The organism is Erwinia typographi, assembly GCF_000773975.1.
GTDB classification, from domain to species: domain Bacteria; phylum Pseudomonadota; class Gammaproteobacteria; order Enterobacterales; family Enterobacteriaceae; genus Erwinia; species Erwinia typographi.
In genome coordinates, this window is the sequence record NZ_JRUQ01000087.1 from 1 (window position 1) to 15,893 (window position 15,893).

14 protein-coding genes are annotated in these 15,893 nt (G+C 55.2%); all 14 read left to right on the top strand.

Features of this window, described 5'->3' with window-relative positions:
- The first annotated feature begins 266 nt into the window (after window positions 1-266).
- A complete protein-coding gene (gene pyrH / locus NG99_RS24570) occupies window positions 267-992 on the top strand; it encodes a UMP kinase (RefSeq protein WP_034898888.1) in 726 nt (241 codons plus the stop codon).
- 139 nt (window positions 993-1,131) lie between these two features.
- Window positions 1,132-1,689, top strand: a complete 558-nt coding sequence (gene frr / locus NG99_RS24575) for a ribosome recycling factor (protein WP_034898890.1) — start codon at window positions 1,132-1,134, stop codon at window positions 1,687-1,689.
- 140 nt (window positions 1,690-1,829) lie between these two features.
- Window positions 1,830-3,032: a 1-deoxy-D-xylulose-5-phosphate reductoisomerase gene (gene ispC / locus NG99_RS24580; RefSeq protein ID WP_034898915.1), complete on the top strand. Its 1,203-nt coding sequence runs from the start codon at window positions 1,830-1,832 to the stop codon at window positions 3,030-3,032.
- A 189-nt stretch (window positions 3,033-3,221) separates the two neighbouring features.
- The gene (gene ispU / locus NG99_RS24585; RefSeq protein ID WP_034898891.1) at window positions 3,222-3,974 is read left to right on the top strand and encodes a (2E,6E)-farnesyl-diphosphate-specific ditrans,polycis-undecaprenyl-diphosphate synthase; all 753 of its coding nucleotides are present in this window, start codon (window positions 3,222-3,224) and stop codon (window positions 3,972-3,974) included.
- Between the two features lie 18 nt (window positions 3,975-3,992).
- Window positions 3,993-4,850: a phosphatidate cytidylyltransferase gene (cdsA, locus tag NG99_RS24590; protein WP_034898894.1), complete on the top strand. Its 858-nt coding sequence runs from the start codon at window positions 3,993-3,995 to the stop codon at window positions 4,848-4,850.
- Between the two features lie 8 nt (window positions 4,851-4,858).
- Entirely contained in the window at window positions 4,859-6,208 is a 1,350-nt protein-coding gene (gene rseP / locus NG99_RS24595) for a sigma E protease regulator RseP (protein WP_034898896.1), read from the top strand.
- Window positions 6,209-6,263: 55 nt separating this feature from the next.
- A complete protein-coding gene (bamA, locus tag NG99_RS24600) occupies window positions 6,264-8,666 on the top strand; it encodes an outer membrane protein assembly factor BamA (protein ID WP_034898899.1) in 2,403 nt (800 codons plus the stop codon).
- 120 nt (window positions 8,667-8,786) lie between these two features.
- Window positions 8,787-9,284, top strand: a complete 498-nt coding sequence (skp, locus tag NG99_RS24605) for a molecular chaperone Skp (protein ID WP_034898902.1) — start codon at window positions 8,787-8,789, stop codon at window positions 9,282-9,284.
- Between the two features lie 3 nt (window positions 9,285-9,287).
- Complete coding sequence (lpxD, locus tag NG99_RS24610; protein WP_034898904.1) at window positions 9,288-10,310, top strand: UDP-3-O-(3-hydroxymyristoyl)glucosamine N-acyltransferase; 1,023 nt, start codon at window positions 9,288-9,290, stop codon at window positions 10,308-10,310.
- Window positions 10,311-10,480: 170 nt separating this feature from the next.
- A complete protein-coding gene (fabZ, locus tag NG99_RS24615) occupies window positions 10,481-10,936 on the top strand; it encodes a 3-hydroxyacyl-ACP dehydratase FabZ (RefSeq protein ID WP_034898906.1) in 456 nt (151 codons plus the stop codon).
- 3 nt (window positions 10,937-10,939) lie between these two features.
- Window positions 10,940-11,728, top strand: a complete 789-nt coding sequence (gene lpxA / locus NG99_RS24620; RefSeq protein ID WP_034898908.1) for an acyl-ACP--UDP-N-acetylglucosamine O-acyltransferase — start codon at window positions 10,940-10,942, stop codon at window positions 11,726-11,728.
- A gap of 3 nt (window positions 11,729-11,731) precedes the next feature.
- Window positions 11,732-12,877, top strand: a complete 1,146-nt coding sequence (gene lpxB / locus NG99_RS24625; RefSeq protein ID WP_034898909.1) for a lipid-A-disaccharide synthase — start codon at window positions 11,732-11,734, stop codon at window positions 12,875-12,877.
- A complete protein-coding gene (rnhB, locus tag NG99_RS24630) occupies window positions 12,874-13,497 on the top strand; it encodes a ribonuclease HII (protein ID WP_034898911.1) in 624 nt (207 codons plus the stop codon). The genes lpxB and rnhB overlap by 4 nt, the downstream gene beginning before the upstream one ends.
- Window positions 13,498-13,530: 33 nt before the next feature.
- The coding region (dnaE, locus tag NG99_RS24635; RefSeq protein WP_034898912.1) for a DNA polymerase III subunit alpha at window positions 13,531-15,893 on the top strand (2,363 nt) is incomplete at its 3' end.

The window sequence follows — 15,893 nt, forward strand, 5'->3', positions numbered from 1 at the left end:
AACCGCCAATCGGCGGTTCTTTTTTGTCTGCCTTGCAGGCCTTAATGCTTCAGGCCGCAGCGGCGTTGTCGACCGGGCGTCTTCCGGCCACTTACTTGAGTAATCGCCAGAGATGCACTCGCTTGCCGCCGTTCTGTACCCTGAAATATTTTGGCTTAAGTACCACCCATTTTCAGTCTCATCCCAATAGCATTTCTCCGGTGCTAAGAGGATGATAGCCCAGATTTAACTCCTCACATCGACCAAACCATCCAGGAAAAAACACCATGGCGACCAATGCAAAACCTGTATATCAACGTATCCTGCTTAAACTGAGTGGCGAAGCGCTGCAAGGTGCCGAAGGCTTCGGTATCGATGCAAGCGTACTGGATCGTATGGCTCAGGAAGTCAAAGAGCTGGTAGAACTGGGCATTCAGGTGGGTGTGGTTATCGGGGGGGGCAATCTGTTCCGTGGCGCTGGCCTGGCGCAGGCTGGAATGAATCGCGTTGTTGGCGACCATATGGGCATGTTGGCGACCGTAATGAACGGTCTGGCAATGCGTGATGCTCTGCATCGTGCCTATGTGAACGCCCGTCTGATGTCCGCGATCCCGCTGAATGGCGTGTGCGACAATTACAGCTGGGCGGAGGCCATCAGCCTGCTGCGCAACAACCGCGTAGTGATCTTCTCCGCCGGTACAGGTAACCCGTTCTTCACCACCGACTCCGCAGCCTGCCTGCGCGGCATCGAAATCGAAGCCGACGTGGTGCTGAAAGCCACCAAAGTTGACGGCGTCTACTCTGCCGACCCGGTGAAAAACCCGGATGCGACCCTGTACGAACAGATCAGCTATGCTGACGTACTGGAGAAAGAGCTGAAGGTGATGGATCTGGCCGCCTTCACGCTGGCCAGAGACCACAAGCTGCCTATTCGCGTCTTCAACATGAACAAGCCTGGCGCACTTCGCCGCGTGGTAATGGGCGAAAAAGAAGGCACTCTGATTACGCAATAATATCAGTCACTGCGTAAAATGAGGTATATTCTGCCATTGTGGTGCGTAGCGCACTACAATCAGAAGCGATGAAGACTATTGTTCAAACGGGCTCTGCCAGACAGGGCCTGCCTGGTAACCAGAATCCAAGGGTTCCAACGTGATTAACGAAATCAGAAAAGATGCTGAAACGCGCATGGACAAATGCGTGGAAGCGTTTAAAAACCATATCAGCAAAATCCGTACCGGCCGTGCCTCACCGAGTATTCTTGATGGCATTATGGTTGACTACTACGGTTCTTCAACGCCGCTGCGCCAGCTGGCCAGCGTGACGGTAGAAGACTCACGCACCCTGAAAATCAACGTGTTTGACCGTTCAGTCAGCGCGGCTGTTGAGAAAGCGATCATGACTTCTGACCTGGGCCTGAACCCAAGCTCAGCAGGCAGCGATATTCGCGTTCCGCTGCCAGCCCTGACCGAAGAGCGTCGTAAAGACCTGATCAAAGTCGTCCGTGGTGAAGCAGAGCAGGGCCGCGTGTCCGTGCGTAACGTTCGCCGCGATGCGAACGACAAAGTGAAAGCCCTGCTGAAAGATAAAGAGATCAGCGAAGACGATGAGCGTCGCTCGCAGGATGATATCCAGAAAATGACCGACGTCTTCATCAAGAAAGTTGATGCAGCGCTGGCAGACAAAGAAGCGGAGCTGATGGACTTCTGAGTCCTTCACTGATCCGATGAAACGCCGTACAGATTGCCGTTCTTTTGAGTGGTCAGTCTTACGGCGTTTTGCATTTATTCTCTTTTCTGACGGCAGGGGCAAATCGCCGCCTGCCGCCGGTGATGACGCAGAGCAACCTCATGAAGCAATTGACGATCCTCGGTTCGACGGGTTCTATCGGTACCAGCACGCTGGCGGTAGTTCGGGCTAATCCTCAGCGGTTTGCCGTTAAGGCGCTGGTTGCCGGGCACAACGTTGAGCTGATGGCTGAACAGTGTCTGGCCTTCCGTCCGGCCTATGCCTCGATGTCTGACGAAAGATCGGCGGCGGCGCTGCGGCTACGGCTGAAAAGCCTGAACGTTGCCACCGAGGTACTAAGCGGCGAGCAGGCAGCCTGCGATCTGGCCGCGCTGGATGAGGTTGATCAGGTCATGGCGGCGATTGTGGGGGCGGCAGGATTAATGCCTACGCTGGCCGCTATCCGCGCCGGAAAACAGGTTCTGCTGGCAAATAAAGAGTCGCTGGTCACCTGCGGCCAGCTTTTTCTGGAGGCGGTCAGCGCGTCAAAGGCCCAGCTGCTGCCGGTAGACAGCGAACATAATGCTATTTTTCAGAGTTTACCCGCTTCACTCCAGCAGCAATTAGGATACGCTCCTCTGGAAGATAATGGCATTGATAGCATTATTCTTACGGGGTCGGGTGGCCCTTTTCGTGACGCGCCGCTACACCTGCTCGAGAGCATGACTCCCGATCAGGCCTGCGCGCATCCGAACTGGTCAATGGGGCGAAAAATCTCCGTTGATTCCGCCACCATGATGAATAAAGGTTTGGAATATATTGAAGCCCGCTGGCTGTTTAATGCGACCGATGCGCAAATGGAAGTCATCCTGCATCCGCAATCGGTGATCCATTCGATGGTGCGTTATCGCGATGGCAGCGTGCTGGCGCAATTGGGGTCACCGGATATGCGCACGCCGATTGCCCATGTGATGGCCTGGCCGGAGCGAGTGCCGTCCGGCGCTACGCCGCTGGACTTCACCCGCATGGGAGCGATGACTTTCGCAGAGCCGGATTTCGCTCGCTATCCCTGCCTGAAGCTGGCGATTGACGCCTGTTCTGCCGGGCAGGCCGCAACGACTACGCTGAACGCCGCCAATGAGGTTGCGGTAGCCGCGTTTCTGGATTCGCAAATTCGGTTTACCGATATTGCCGCGGTGAATACGGCCGTGCTGGAAGCGCTTTGCTGCGCAGAACCGGACAGCGTTGAGGCCGTGCTGGAGATCGACCGACAGGCGCGCTCCGCCGCTCAGGCGGTACTGTCTCGCTTCCCTGAAGTTCGGTAATTCAGCTAATTAGCGTGCCGCCATTTGTGAGGCGAGGGCGGAGATGGTATAGTCTTTGCCCGCTAATTGCGGTAGCACGTTGCGATGAAGCGGTATTGCTGGCCGTGTGTGACACGGCTTTTTTACGTCGAGCGGGTAAGATATTTCAGAAGCCGTTGTATTTCTGATCATAGGAAATCATTACGCGTTATGTCGTCCGAAAATCAACTACAAACCGATGACCTGCAAGGGGAAAATCCCCGTCATGTGGCCATCATTATGGATGGCAATGGCCGCTGGGCCAAAAACCGTGGCAAGCTGCGCATCTCGGGCCATAAAGCCGGTGTGAAGTCAGTGCGTCGCGCGGTAAGTTTCGCCGTCAGCAACAAGCTCAGTGCGCTGACGCTGTATGCTTTTAGCAGTGAAAACTGGAACCGTCCGCCGCAGGAAGTGATGGCGCTGATGGAGCTGTTCGTCTGGGCGCTCGACAGCGAAGTAAAAAGTTTGCACAAACACAATGTTCGCCTGCGGGTGATTGGCGACATTGGTCGCTTTAATCCCCGTTTGCAAGAGCGCATACGCCGCGCCGAGGAACTTACTCAGCAAAATAATGGACTAACCCTCAACATTGCCGCGAATTATGGCGGACGTTGGGATATCATTCATGGCGTCAGAAAAATAGCAGAGCAGGTGCAGGAGGGGTTACTCCGTCCCGACCAGATTGAGGAAGAAACCCTCGATCGGCATCTCTGCCTCAATGAACTGGCTCCCGTGGATCTGGTAATAAGGACAGGGGGAGAGCATCGAATCAGTAACTTCTTGCTGTGGCAGATTGCCTATGCGGAGTTCTATTTTACCGATGTTCTCTGGCCTGATTTTGATGAACAAGTCTTTGAAGGTGCACTGAATGCGTTTGCACAACGAGAGCGTCGCTTTGGCGGTGCAGCACCCGGCGGCGCCTGAGCGCACTGGGGGTAATCTTTGCTGAAGTCTCGCCTGATTACCGCGTTTATACTGATCCCGATTGTGATTGCAGCGCTGTTTCTGCTGCCGCCTGCTGGATTTGCCATGGTGACTCTGGCGGTGTGCATGTTTGCTGCCTGGGAGTGGGGACAATTCGCGGGTTTTACCTCCAGGTCGCAACGCATCTGGCTGGCAGTCCTCTGTGGGCTGCTCCTCGCCTTTATGATGTTCACTCTGCCTGACTGGCAGCATTCTGTGCATCTGTTCCAGGTTGCCGGCTCGCTTTGGGCCGCGCTGTGCTGGTGGATCGTCGCGCTGCTGCTGGTGCTCGGCTATCCGGGTTCCGCTTCTTTCTGGCGCTCCTCCCGTCCTCTTCGTCTGCTGTTCGGTGTTCTGACCATTGTCCCCTTCTTCTGGGGCATGTTGACGCTGCGGCAGTATCATTATGACACTGACCATTTCGCTGGCGCCTGGTGGCTGCTCTACGTGATGCTGCTGGTCTGGGGCGCAGATTCAGGGGCCTACATGTTTGGCCGCCTGTTTGGTAAACATAAGCTGTCGCCGAAGGTCTCGCCGGGGAAAACCTGGGAAGGATTCTTTGGCGGACTACTGACTTCCGCGCTGATAGCCTGGCTCTTTGGTCTTTGGGCCCCGCTGACCATCTCTCCTGCCATCCTGCTGATTTGCTCACTCGTGGCCGCGCTGGCTTCGGTACTGGGTGATTTAACTGAGAGCATGTTCAAGCGCGAGGCCGGAATTAAAGACAGTGGAAATCTGATCCCAGGACATGGCGGGATTCTGGACCGTATCGACAGCCTGACCGCTGCCGTTCCGGTGTTTGCCTGCCTGCTGCTGCTGGTCTTCAGGACGCTATAAGGGATTTTATGCTGAGCATTCTCTGGAGCCTGGGGGCCTTTATCGTTGCCCTCGGCATACTGATTACCGTGCACGAATTTGGCCACTTCTGGGTGGCCCGTCGCTGTGGCGTCAAAGTTGAACGCTTCTCTATCGGTTTCGGTAAGGCGCTTTGGCGTCGTCGTGATAAGCAGGGAACGGAATATGTCATTGCTCTGATCCCCCTCGGCGGCTACGTCAAGATGCTTGATGAGCGTGTTGAAAGCGTGCCGCCGGAACTTCGCCATCAGTCTTTCAATAATAAAACCGTTGCTCAGCGCGCGGCCATCATTGCTGCTGGCCCTGCCGCGAATTTTCTTTTTGCTATTTTCGCCTGGTGGCTGGTGTTTATCATCGGTGTCCCTGGCGTTCGTCCGGTTGTTGGTGAAATAGTAAGCGGTTCGCCGGCCGCAGTAGCTCAAATTACGCCTGGGATGGAACTTAAAGCCGTAGACGGTATCGAAACGCCTGACTGGGATGCTGTGCGTATGGCGCTGGTGTCAAAAATTGGCGACCAGCAAACGACGTTCAGCGTGGCGCAATTTGGCTCCTCCCAGCTCAGTGAGAAGCGGCTCGATCTGCGCAACTGGCAGTTTGAACCGGATAAGCAGGATCCGGTAGCGTCACTCGGCATTATGCCGCGTGGACCACAGGTTGAAACGGTGCTGGCAGAAGTGCAAACCAACTCGGCAGCAAGCAAGGCGGGTTTGCAAGCGGGCGACAGGATCGTTAAAGTCGATGGTCAGCCATTGGACAAGTGGCCGCGTTTTGTCACGCTGGTCCGCGATAATCCGGGCAGAGCGATGGCGGTTGAGGTTGAGCGACAGGGCAGTGTAGTTGCGCTAACGCTGACGCCAGACGTCAAGCCGGGCAGTAAGCCGGAAGGGTTTGCGGGGGTGATCCCGCGCATTATTCCTCTGCCGGACGAGTTTAAAACGATACGTCAGTATGGCCCGTTTGCAGCGATCGGTGAGGCGAGTGCCAAAACCTGGCAGCTGATGAAACTCACGGTCAATATGCTGGGCAAACTGATTGTCGGCGAAGTGAAGTTAAACAATCTCAGCGGGCCGATTTCAATCGCCCAGGGAGCTGGGATGTCGGCGGAATATGGTTTGATTTACTACCTGATGTTCCTCGCTTTGATCAGCGTGAACCTTGGGATTATCAATCTGTTCCCGCTGCCGGTATTAGATGGTGGACATTTGCTGTTCCTGGCGATCGAAAAGATCAAGGGTGGGCCGGTGTCTGAGCGAGTTCAGGACTTCAGTTATCGCATTGGCTCGATTTTGCTGGTGCTGTTAATGGGGCTTGCACTATTCAATGATTTCTCGCGTCTTTAGTCGGTCTTAAGTCTGGCTATCCGTGAGAACCAGTTAGGAAGAATGCATAACAACGATGGCGATGAAAAAGTTGCTCATAGCGTCGCTGCTGTTTAGCAGCGCTACCGTATACGCGGCAGACGGCTTCGTAGTGAAGGATATTCATTTCGAAGGCCTGCAGCGAGTCGCCGTCGGCGCGGCATTGCTGAGTATGCCTGTCCGCGTGGGAGATACCATCTCCGATGATGATATCAGTAATACTATTCGTGCTCTCTTCGCGACCGGGAACTTCGAAGACGTACAGGTCCTGCGCGACGGCGACACGCTGATCGTGCAGGTGAAAGAGCGCCCAACGATTGCCAGCATCACCTTCTCCGGTAATAAAGCGGTGAAAGATGACATGCTTAAGCAGAATCTGGAAGCTTCAGGCGTGCGCGTGGGCGAAGCCCTTGACCGCACCACCATCTCATCCATTGAGAAAGGGCTTGAGGATTTCTACTACAGCGTGGGTAAATACAGCGCAAGCGTGAAGGCCGTCGTCACGCCGCTGCCTCGTAACCGCGTCGATCTTAAGCTGGTCTTTACCGAAGGCGTGTCAGCCAAGATTCAGCAGATCAACGTAGTAGGTAACAAAGCGTTCACCTCCGATGAGCTGATCTCACGCTTCCAGCTGCGCGATGAAGTGCCGTGGTGGAACGTGGTTGGCGATCGTAAATACCAGAAGCAGAAACTGGCGGGTGACCTTGAAACCCTGCGCAGCTTCTACCTCGACCGGGGTTACGCTCGTTTCAATATCGATTCGACTCAGGTCAGCCTGACGCCGGATAAAAAAGGCATCTACATCACCATCAACGTGACCGAGGGCGATCAGTACAAGCTTTCCGGCGTGGTTGTCAATGGCAGCATGGCGGGTCACTCAGCGGAAGTTGAAGCGCTGACGAAGATCCAGCCAGGCGAGCTGTATAACGGCGCTAAAGTCACCAAAATGGAAGATGACATTAAGAAGATGCTGGGCCGCTATGGCTACGCCTATCCTCGTGTCGTCACGCAGCCGGAAATCAACGATGCGGATAAAACCGTTAAGCTGCACGTTAACGTAGACGCGGGCAACCGTTACTACGTGCGTAAAGTGCGCTTTGAAGGCAACGATACCTCGAAAGATTCCGTGCTGCGCCGTGAAATGCGCCAGATGGAAGGCGCATGGCTGGGCAGCGACCTGGTCGATCAGGGTAAAGAGCGTCTGAATCGTACCGGTTATTTTGAGAGCGTGGACACCGATACTCAGCGCGTACCGGGGTCACCAGACCAGGTTGACGTCGTGTATAAGGTGAAAGAACGCAACACCGGGACTTTCAACTTCGGCGTCGGCTACGGCACCGAAAGTGGCGTAAGCTTCCAGGTCGGCGTTACCCAGGATAACTGGCTGGGTACCGGTAATACCGTAGGTATCAGCGGTACGAAAAACGATTATCAGACCTATGCTGAATTCTCACTGACCGACCCGTACTTCACGGTTGACGGTGTGAGCCTTGGCGGTCGAATTTTCTATAACGACTTTAAAGCTGATGATGCTGACCTGTCTGACTATACCAATAAAAGCTATGGTTTAGACGGCACGCTGGGCTTCCCGGTTAACGAAAACAACACGTTGCGTGTTGGTCTGGGCTACGTTCACAACGATCTGTCCAATATGCAGCCGCAGATAGCGATGTTCCGCTATCTGAATTCTGTGGGGCAGCACCCAGACTTAACCGGCGATGCTGATTATTCTGCCGATGACTTTACCTTTAACTATGGCTGGACTTACAACAACCTTGACCGCGGGTTCTTCCCAACGTCGGGTAACCGTACCAACCTGAACGGTAAAGTGACCATTCCTGGCTCTGATAACAACTTCTACAAAGCAACGCTGGATACGCAACAGTACATGCCGCTGAACCAGGATCGTACCTGGGTGCTGTTAGGGCGTGGTAAAGTAGGCTACGGCGATGGCCTGGGCGGTAAAGAACTGCCGTTCTACGAGAACTTCTATGCCGGTGGTTCCAGCACCGTGCGTGGTTTCCGCTCGAACACCATCGGTCCGAAAGCGGCTTATTACAACAATGGTTCGGATACTTGCTCAACGGGAACCCTGTGTGATTCCAGCGATGCGGTGGGCGGTAACGCGATGGCTACGGCCAGCGCTGAGCTGATCACCCCGACGCCGTTCCTGAGCGAGAAGTATGCTAACTCTGTCCGTACATCGCTGTTTGTTGATGCCGGTACAGTGTGGGATACCAAGTGGGAAAACACCGCCGAAACGCGCGCGGCTGGCATTCCTGACTACAGCGATCCGAGCAATATCCGTATGTCGGCTGGTCTGGCGTTGCAGTGGATGTCGCCACTGGGGCCACTGGTGTTCTCTTACGCCCAGCCGTTTAAAAAGTATGATGGAGATAAAGCCGAGCAGTTCCAGTTTAACATTGGTAAAACCTGGTAACTTGGTTTAGTAAGGAAGCGGTTAAGTCAGTATCGCGCCGTTTACAGGCAACCCGTTGTGGTTGCCTTAACGCGTAACACATGTGTCCAGGACACAAACGTTGATGGTAAGGAGTTTATAGTGAAAAAGTTGTTGTGTGCCGCAGGCCTCTCTATCGCTCTGGCAGTTTCCGCCGGTGCCCAGGCTGCAGATAAAATTGCAGTGGTGAACGTTTCCAGCATTTTCCAACAGTTACCGGCGCGTGCAACCGTTGCTAAACAGCTTGAAAATGAGTTCAAAGGCCGTGCAACTGAGCTACAGGGTATGGAACGCGATCTGCAAACTAAAATGCAGAGATTGCAGCGTGACGGCTCTACCATGAAGGCTAGCGAACGCAGCCGTATGGAAAAAGACGTAATGGCGCAGCGTGAAGCCTTCTCTTCTAAAGCTCAGGCTTTCGAGCAGGATAATCGTCGTCGCCAGGCTGAAGAACGTAACAAAATCCTGAGCCGTATTCAGGATGCCGTGCAGAAAGTAGCGGATGATGAAGGTTACGACGTTGTTATTGATGCGAATGCTGTGGCGTATGCCGCTAAATCTAAAGACATCACCGCTGATGTTCTGAAACAGGTTAAATAATCGATGTCTTCAATTCGACTGGCTGATTTAGCCCAGCAGTTGGATGCAGAATTGCACGGAGATGGCGAACTCGTCATCTCCGGCATTGCTTCTATGCAATCCGCCCAATCAGGTCAAATCACTTTTCTCTCTAACAGCCGTTACCGCGAGCAGCTCGGCATCTGTAAGGCCTCCGCCGTGGTGCTGACGGAAGCGGATCTGGACTTTGTTAATAGCGCAGCGCTGGTGGTTAAAGATCCTTATTTGACCTACGCACGCATGGCGCAAATTTTGGATACCACGCCGCAGCCGGCGAAAGATATCGCGCCCAGCGCGGCGATCGATGCCAGCGCTAAGCTGGGTGCCAATGTTGCTATTGGCGCAAATGCGGTGATTGAATCCGGCGTGGAGCTGGGTGATAACGTGGTTATTGGCCCCGGCTGCTTCGTCGGTAAAAATAGCCGTATCGGTGCCGGGACTCGTCTCTGGGCCAACGTTACCGTCTATCACGAAATTCAGATTGGCGAGCGCTGCCTGATTCAGTCCGGTACGGTGATCGGTGCTGATGGCTTTGGTTACGCCAACGATCGTGGCAATTGGGTGAAGATCCCTCAGCTGGGAACGGTCATTATCGGCGATCGCGTCGAGATTGGCGCCTGCACCACCATCGATCGCGGTGCGTTGGATAACACTCAGATTGGGAATGGTGTTATCATTGATAACCAGTGCCAGATTGCACATAACGTTATGATTGGCGACAATACCGCCGTTGCGGGTGGCGTCATCATGGCGGGCAGCCTGAAAATCGGCCGCTACTGTATGATTGGCGGTGCCAGCGTAATTAATGGCCACATGGAAATTTGTGACAAAGTTACCGTCACCGGAATGGGAATGGTCATGCGACCAATCACCGAACCTGGGGTATACTCTTCCGGGATTCCGCTGCAACCCAACAAAACCTGGCGCAAAACGGCAGCGCTGGTGATGAATATCGATGAAATAAGCAAGCGCTTAAAAAACATCGAACGCAAGGTCGATAAGGACTGAGCGACTTACCAGCACCTTGACCGGCTTTCATTACCCAACAGGGTATTATTAGAATGCTAAGCATGGAAGCCCGGCGCACGGAAAACGATTTGCGGCCTGCAGAAGATTTCGCGATCTTTGCAGGCCGTGTTATTGATGCCATCAGAATTTTTTAGGACAGGAAGAGTATTTTGACTACTGAAACTCATACTCTGAAGATTGAAGAGATTATTGAACTGCTGCCGCACCGCTATCCGTTTCTGCTGGTCGATCGTGTACTTGAATTTGAAGCGCACAAGTTCCTCCGCGCAGTGAAGAACGTATCGGTAAACGAACCGTTTTTCCAGGGCCATTTCCCTGGTAAGCCGATTTTACCTGGCGTGCTGATTCTGGAAGCTATGGCGCAGGCAACGGGTATTCTGGCGTTTAAAAGCGTCGGTAAACTGGAGCCGGGAGAGCTGTACTATTTTGCCGGCATTGACAGTGCCCGCTTCAAGCGACCTGTAGTGCCTGGCGATCAGATGATCATGGAAGTCACCTTCGAGAAAACCCGCCGTGGTCTGACCCGCTTTAATGGCGTGGCGACCGTAGACGGTAAAATTGTCTGCGAAGCAACGATGATGTGTGCCCGCAGCCGGGAGGCGTAATCCGTGATTGATGAAACTGCTGTAATCCATCCGAGCTCGGTCATTGAAGAGGGCGCCGTGATTGGCGCTCGCGTTCAGATTGGCCCTTTCTGCTTTATCGGGGCTAACGTTGAGATTGGTGAAGGCACCGTCCTGAAATCTCACGTAGTGGTAAATGGTCATACCCGTATTGGCAAAGACAATACTATTTATCAGTTCGCCACCATCGGTGAGGCTAACCAGGATCTGAAATACGCTGGCGAACCTACCCGGGTTGAGGTTGGCGACCGTAACAGCATTCGCGAGAGCGTAACCATTCACCGCGGGACTTCACAGGCTGACGGCGTGACCAAAGTCGGCAGTGACAACCTGCTGATGGTTAATGCGCACATTGCCCATGACTGTATTATTGGCGACCGCTGCATCCTCGCCAATAATGCCACGCTGGGTGGCCATGTGAGCGTGGATGACTTTGCCATTATCGGTGGGATGACAGCCGTTCATCAGTTCTGCATTATCGGTGCCCACGTCATGGTGGGCGGCTGCTCCGGCGTTGCCCAGGACGTGCCTCCTTTCGTCATTGCCCAGGGGAATCACGCCACGCCGTTTGGCATCAATCTGGTCGGACTTCAGCGTCGCGGCTTCAGCAAAGAAGCCCTTCATGCTATCCGCAATGCGTATAAAGTGCTTTACCGCAGCAATAAAACGCTGGAAGAGGCCCGGCCTGAAATCGCTGAGATTGCCCGGCAACATCCTGAAGTGCAGCCGTTCTACGACTTCCTCTCTCGCTCCACGCGAGGTTTAATTCGTTAACTCATGCCAAAGCATCCCTTAACGATTGCCCTTGTCGCCGGAGAAACCTCCGGCGATATTCTTGGTGCCGGTCTTATCCGCGCGCTGAAGGAAAAGCATCCAGACACCCGTTTTGTTGGCGTAGCCGGACCGCTGATGCAGGCCGAAGGCTGCGAAGCCTGGTACGAGATGGAAGAGCTGGCGGTAATGGGCATTGTTGAGGTGCTGGGGCGCCTGCCTCGCCTGCTGAAAATACGTCGCGACCTGACCCAGCGTTTTACCGCGCTGAAGCCCGATGTTTTCGTTGGCATTGACGCGCCCGATTTCAATATCACGCTTGAGGGGCGCCTCAAACAGCAAGGCATTCGCACCATTCACTACGTCAGCCCCTCCGTGTGGGCATGGCGTCAAAAGCGCGTGTTCAAAATTGGCCGCGCTACCGATTTGGTACTGGCCTTCCTGCCGTTTGAAAAAGCCTTCTACGATCGCTTTAACGTCCCCTGCCGCTTCATTGGTCACACCATGGCCGATGCGATGCCGATCCAGCCTGACAAACGCGCAGCGCGTCAGGCGCTGGGGATTGCCGAAGGAACGCCTTGTCTCGCCCTGCTGCCCGGCAGCCGCAGTGCGGAAGTGGAGATGCTCAGCGCCGACTTCCTGAAAACGGCCGTGCTGCTGCGTCAGAAATGGCCTGAGCTGGAAATTGTGGTGCCGCTGGTCAATCCGCGCCGCCGCGAACAGTTTGAGAAGATTAAGGCAGAAGTTGCGCCAGACCTGCCGATGCACCTGCTGGATGGCAAAGGGCGTCAGGCGATGATTGCCAGCGATGCCGCGCTGCTGGCTTCGGGCACTGCGGCGCTGGAGTGTATGCTGGCAAAATGCCCGATGGTCGTCGGCTACCGCATGAAGCCCTTTACGTTCTGGCTGGCAAAGCGCCTGGTGAAGACGGACTATGTGTCATTACCTAACCTGCTTGCCGGACGCGAGCTGGTGAAAGAACTGTTGCAGGACGAGTGCCAGCCCGAACGGCTGGCCGCGGCGCTGGAGCCTTTGCTGGCCGAAGGCGAAACCCGCAGCCAACTGCTGGCAACCTTTACCGAACTTCATCATCAAATCCGCTGGAATGCCGATGAGCAGGCCGCAGCGGCCGTACTGGAGCTCTGCCGATGAGCGATTTTATCTATCCTGTAGCGACCTGCATAGCGGGCGTGGACGAAGTAGGGCGCGGCCCGCTGGTGGGGGCTGTAGTGACCGCCGCGGTAATCCTCGATCCGGCCAGGCCGATCGTTGGGCTGGCCGACTCGAAAAAGCTCTCGGAAAAACGGCGGCTGGCGTTGTACGATGAGATTATCGAGAAGGCGCTGAGCTGGAGCCTGGGGCGCGCTGAACCGGAAGAGATAGATCGGCTGAATATTCTTCATGCCACCATGCTGGCGATGCAGCGGGCGGTCGCGGGGCTGCATATTGTGCCGGATTTTGTGCTGATTGACGGCAACCGCTGCCCGGCGCTGGCCATGCCTTCTCAGGCGGTAGTCAAAGGGGATAGCCTGGTGCGCGAAATCAGCGCCGCGTCGATTGTGGCTAAAGTGACGCGGGACCGAGAGATGACCGAGCTTGACCTGCTGTTCCCGCAGTATGGGTTTGCCCAACATAAAGGCTACCCAACCGCGCTGCACATGGAGAAGCTGGCGCAGCATGGCGTGACGCCGCATCACCGCCGGAGTTTTGCGCCGGTGCGAAATGCGTTACTGGACGCCGACGTTGCGGCGTCAGCCGGACAGATTTTGTAATTTTCACCCCTCAGCCTTAAGTGGGATCCAAAAATGGCCGAACCTCGTTTTATTCATTTACGCGTTCACAGCGACTACTCCATGGTAGATGGACTAGCTAAAACTGTCCCGCTGGTGAAAAAAGCCGCCTCGCTGGGGATGCCGGCCATTGGGATCACAGACTACCTTAACCTGTGCGGCCTGGTTAAGTTTTATGGCGGCGCACACGCGCAGGGCATTAAGCCGATTATCGGCGCGGACTTTAAGGTCAGCAGCGAAGCGATGGGCGACGACCTGGCCCAGCTGACGGTGCTCGCGGCCAACAATACCGGTTATCAGAATCTGACGCTGCTGATCTCAAAAGCCTATCAGCGTGGCTACGGCGCGGCCGGTCCGATCATCGATCGTGACTGGCTGATCGAGCTGGGGGAGGGATTGATCCTTCTCTCCGGCGGGCGTCGCGGCGACGTTGGGCAAATGCAGCTGCGCGGCAATCATACTCAGGTGGCGGAATGCCTGGCGTTTTATCAGCAGTATTTCCCTGAACGTTACTACCTGGAGCTGATCCGCACCGGCCGCCAGGATGAAGAAACCTGGCTACATGCGGCGGTGGAGCTGGCCATTGCTGAAGGCATCCCCGTGGTGGCGACCAACGAGGTCTGCTTCCTGGAAGAGGGGGATTTCGACGCCCATGAAATCCGCGTGGCTATCCACGATGGTTTCACCCTCGACGATCCTAAACGTCCCAAAAATTACAGCCCTCAGCAATATTTACGTACCGAAGAGGAGATGTGCGAGCTGTTCTCGGACATCCCGGAAGCGCTGGCTAACAGCGTAGAGATTGCTAAGCGCTGTAATGTGACCATCCGGCTGGGCGAATACTTCCTGCCGCAGTTCCCAACCGGCGAGATGACCACCGATGATTTCCTGGTGAAGAAATCGCGTGAAGGGCTTGAAGAGCGGCTGGAGTTCCTCTTCCCGGATGCCGAAGTGCGCGCGGAGAAGCGCCCGGAGTATGACGCTCGTCTTGAAATTGAGCTGAATGTTATCAATCAGATGGGCTTTCCCGGCTACTTCCTGATCGTAATGGAGTTCATCCAGTGGTCGAAGGATAACGACGTGCCTGTCGGCCCCGGCCGTGGCTCGGGCGCCGGTTCACTGGTGGCCTACGCGCTGAAAATTACCGATCTCGACCCGCTGGAGTTTGATCTGCTGTTCGAACGTTTCCTGAACCCGGAACGCGTATCCATGCCCGACTTTGACGTCGACTTCTGTATGGAAAAACGTGACCTGGTGATTGAGCATGTGGCGGAGATGTACGGTCGTAAGGCCGTGTCCCAGATCATTACCTTCGGCACCATGGCGGCTAAAGCGGTGGTTCGCGACGTGGGACGCGTGCTTGGGCATCCTTACGGCTTCGTTGATCGTATCTCCAAGCTTATCCCGCCAGAGCCGGGAATGACGCTGGAAAAAGCCTTTGCCGCTGAGCCTCAGCTGCCGGAAGTCTACGAAGCGGACGAAGAAGTTAAAGCGCTGATTGATATGGCGCGCAAGCTGGAAGGCGTGACCCGTAACGCCGGTAAGCACGCCGGAGGCGTGGTGATCGCACCGACGCAGATCACCGACTTCGCGCCACTCTATTGCGATGAGAACGGTAACTTCCCGGTCACCCAGTTCGACAAGAACGATGTGGAATATGCCGGGCTGGTGAAGTTTGACTTCCTCGGCCTGCGTACGCTGACTATCATCGACTGGGCGCTGGAGATGATCAACGCCCGGCGCGAGAAGCAGGGCGAGCCTCCGCTCGATATTGCCGCCATCCCGCTGGACGATAAAAAAAGCTTCGACATGCTACAGCGCTCTGAGACCACGGCGGTGTTCCAGCTTGAATCACGCGGCATGAAAGATCTTATTAAGCGTCTTAAGCCCGACTGCTTTGAAGACATGATCGCTCTGGTGGCCCTGTTCCGTCCGGGGCCGCTACAGTCAGGCATGGTAGATAACTTTATTGACCGTAAGCACGGGCGCGAAGCGATTTCCTATCCCGACATCCAGTGGCAGCATGAATCTCTTAAGCCGGTGCTGGAGCCGACCTATGGCATCATCCTGTATCAGGAACAGGTTATGCAGATTGCCCAGGTGCTGGCGGGATACAGCCTTGGCGGCGCGGACATGCTGCGCCGTGCGATGGGGAAAAAGAACCCGGTCGAAATGGCCAAGCAGCGCGGCGGCTTTGAAGATGGCGCTAAGTCTCGCGGCGTTGACGGCGAACTGGCGATCAAAATCTTTGACCTTGTGGAGAAATTCGCCGGTTACGGTTTTAACAAATCTCACTCAGCCGCCTATGCGCTGGTTTCGTACCAGACGCTGTGGCTGAAGGCGCACTATCCGGCCGAGTTTATGGCGGCGGTGATGAC

Excerpts from the sequence above, each read along its gene's own strand:
- bamA (WP_034898899.1), top strand. The coding sequence starts at position 6,264 with ATGGCGATGAAAAAGTTGCTCATAGCGTCGCTGCTGTTTAGCAGCGCT.
- lpxB (WP_034898909.1), top strand. The coding sequence starts at position 11,732 with ATGCCAAAGCATCCCTTAACGATTGCCCTTGTCGCCGGAGAAACCTCC.
- lpxD (WP_034898904.1), top strand. The coding sequence starts at position 9,288 with ATGTCTTCAATTCGACTGGCTGATTTAGCCCAGCAGTTGGATGCAGAA.
- ispU (WP_034898891.1), top strand. The coding sequence starts at position 3,222 with ATGTCGTCCGAAAATCAACTACAAACCGATGACCTGCAAGGGGAAAAT.
- pyrH (WP_034898888.1), top strand. The coding sequence starts at position 267 with ATGGCGACCAATGCAAAACCTGTATATCAACGTATCCTGCTTAAACTG.
- ispC (WP_034898915.1), top strand. The coding sequence starts at position 1,830 with ATGAAGCAATTGACGATCCTCGGTTCGACGGGTTCTATCGGTACCAGC.
- rseP (WP_034898896.1), top strand. The coding sequence starts at position 4,859 with ATGCTGAGCATTCTCTGGAGCCTGGGGGCCTTTATCGTTGCCCTCGGC.
- rnhB (WP_034898911.1), top strand. The coding sequence starts at position 12,874 with ATGAGCGATTTTATCTATCCTGTAGCGACCTGCATAGCGGGCGTGGAC.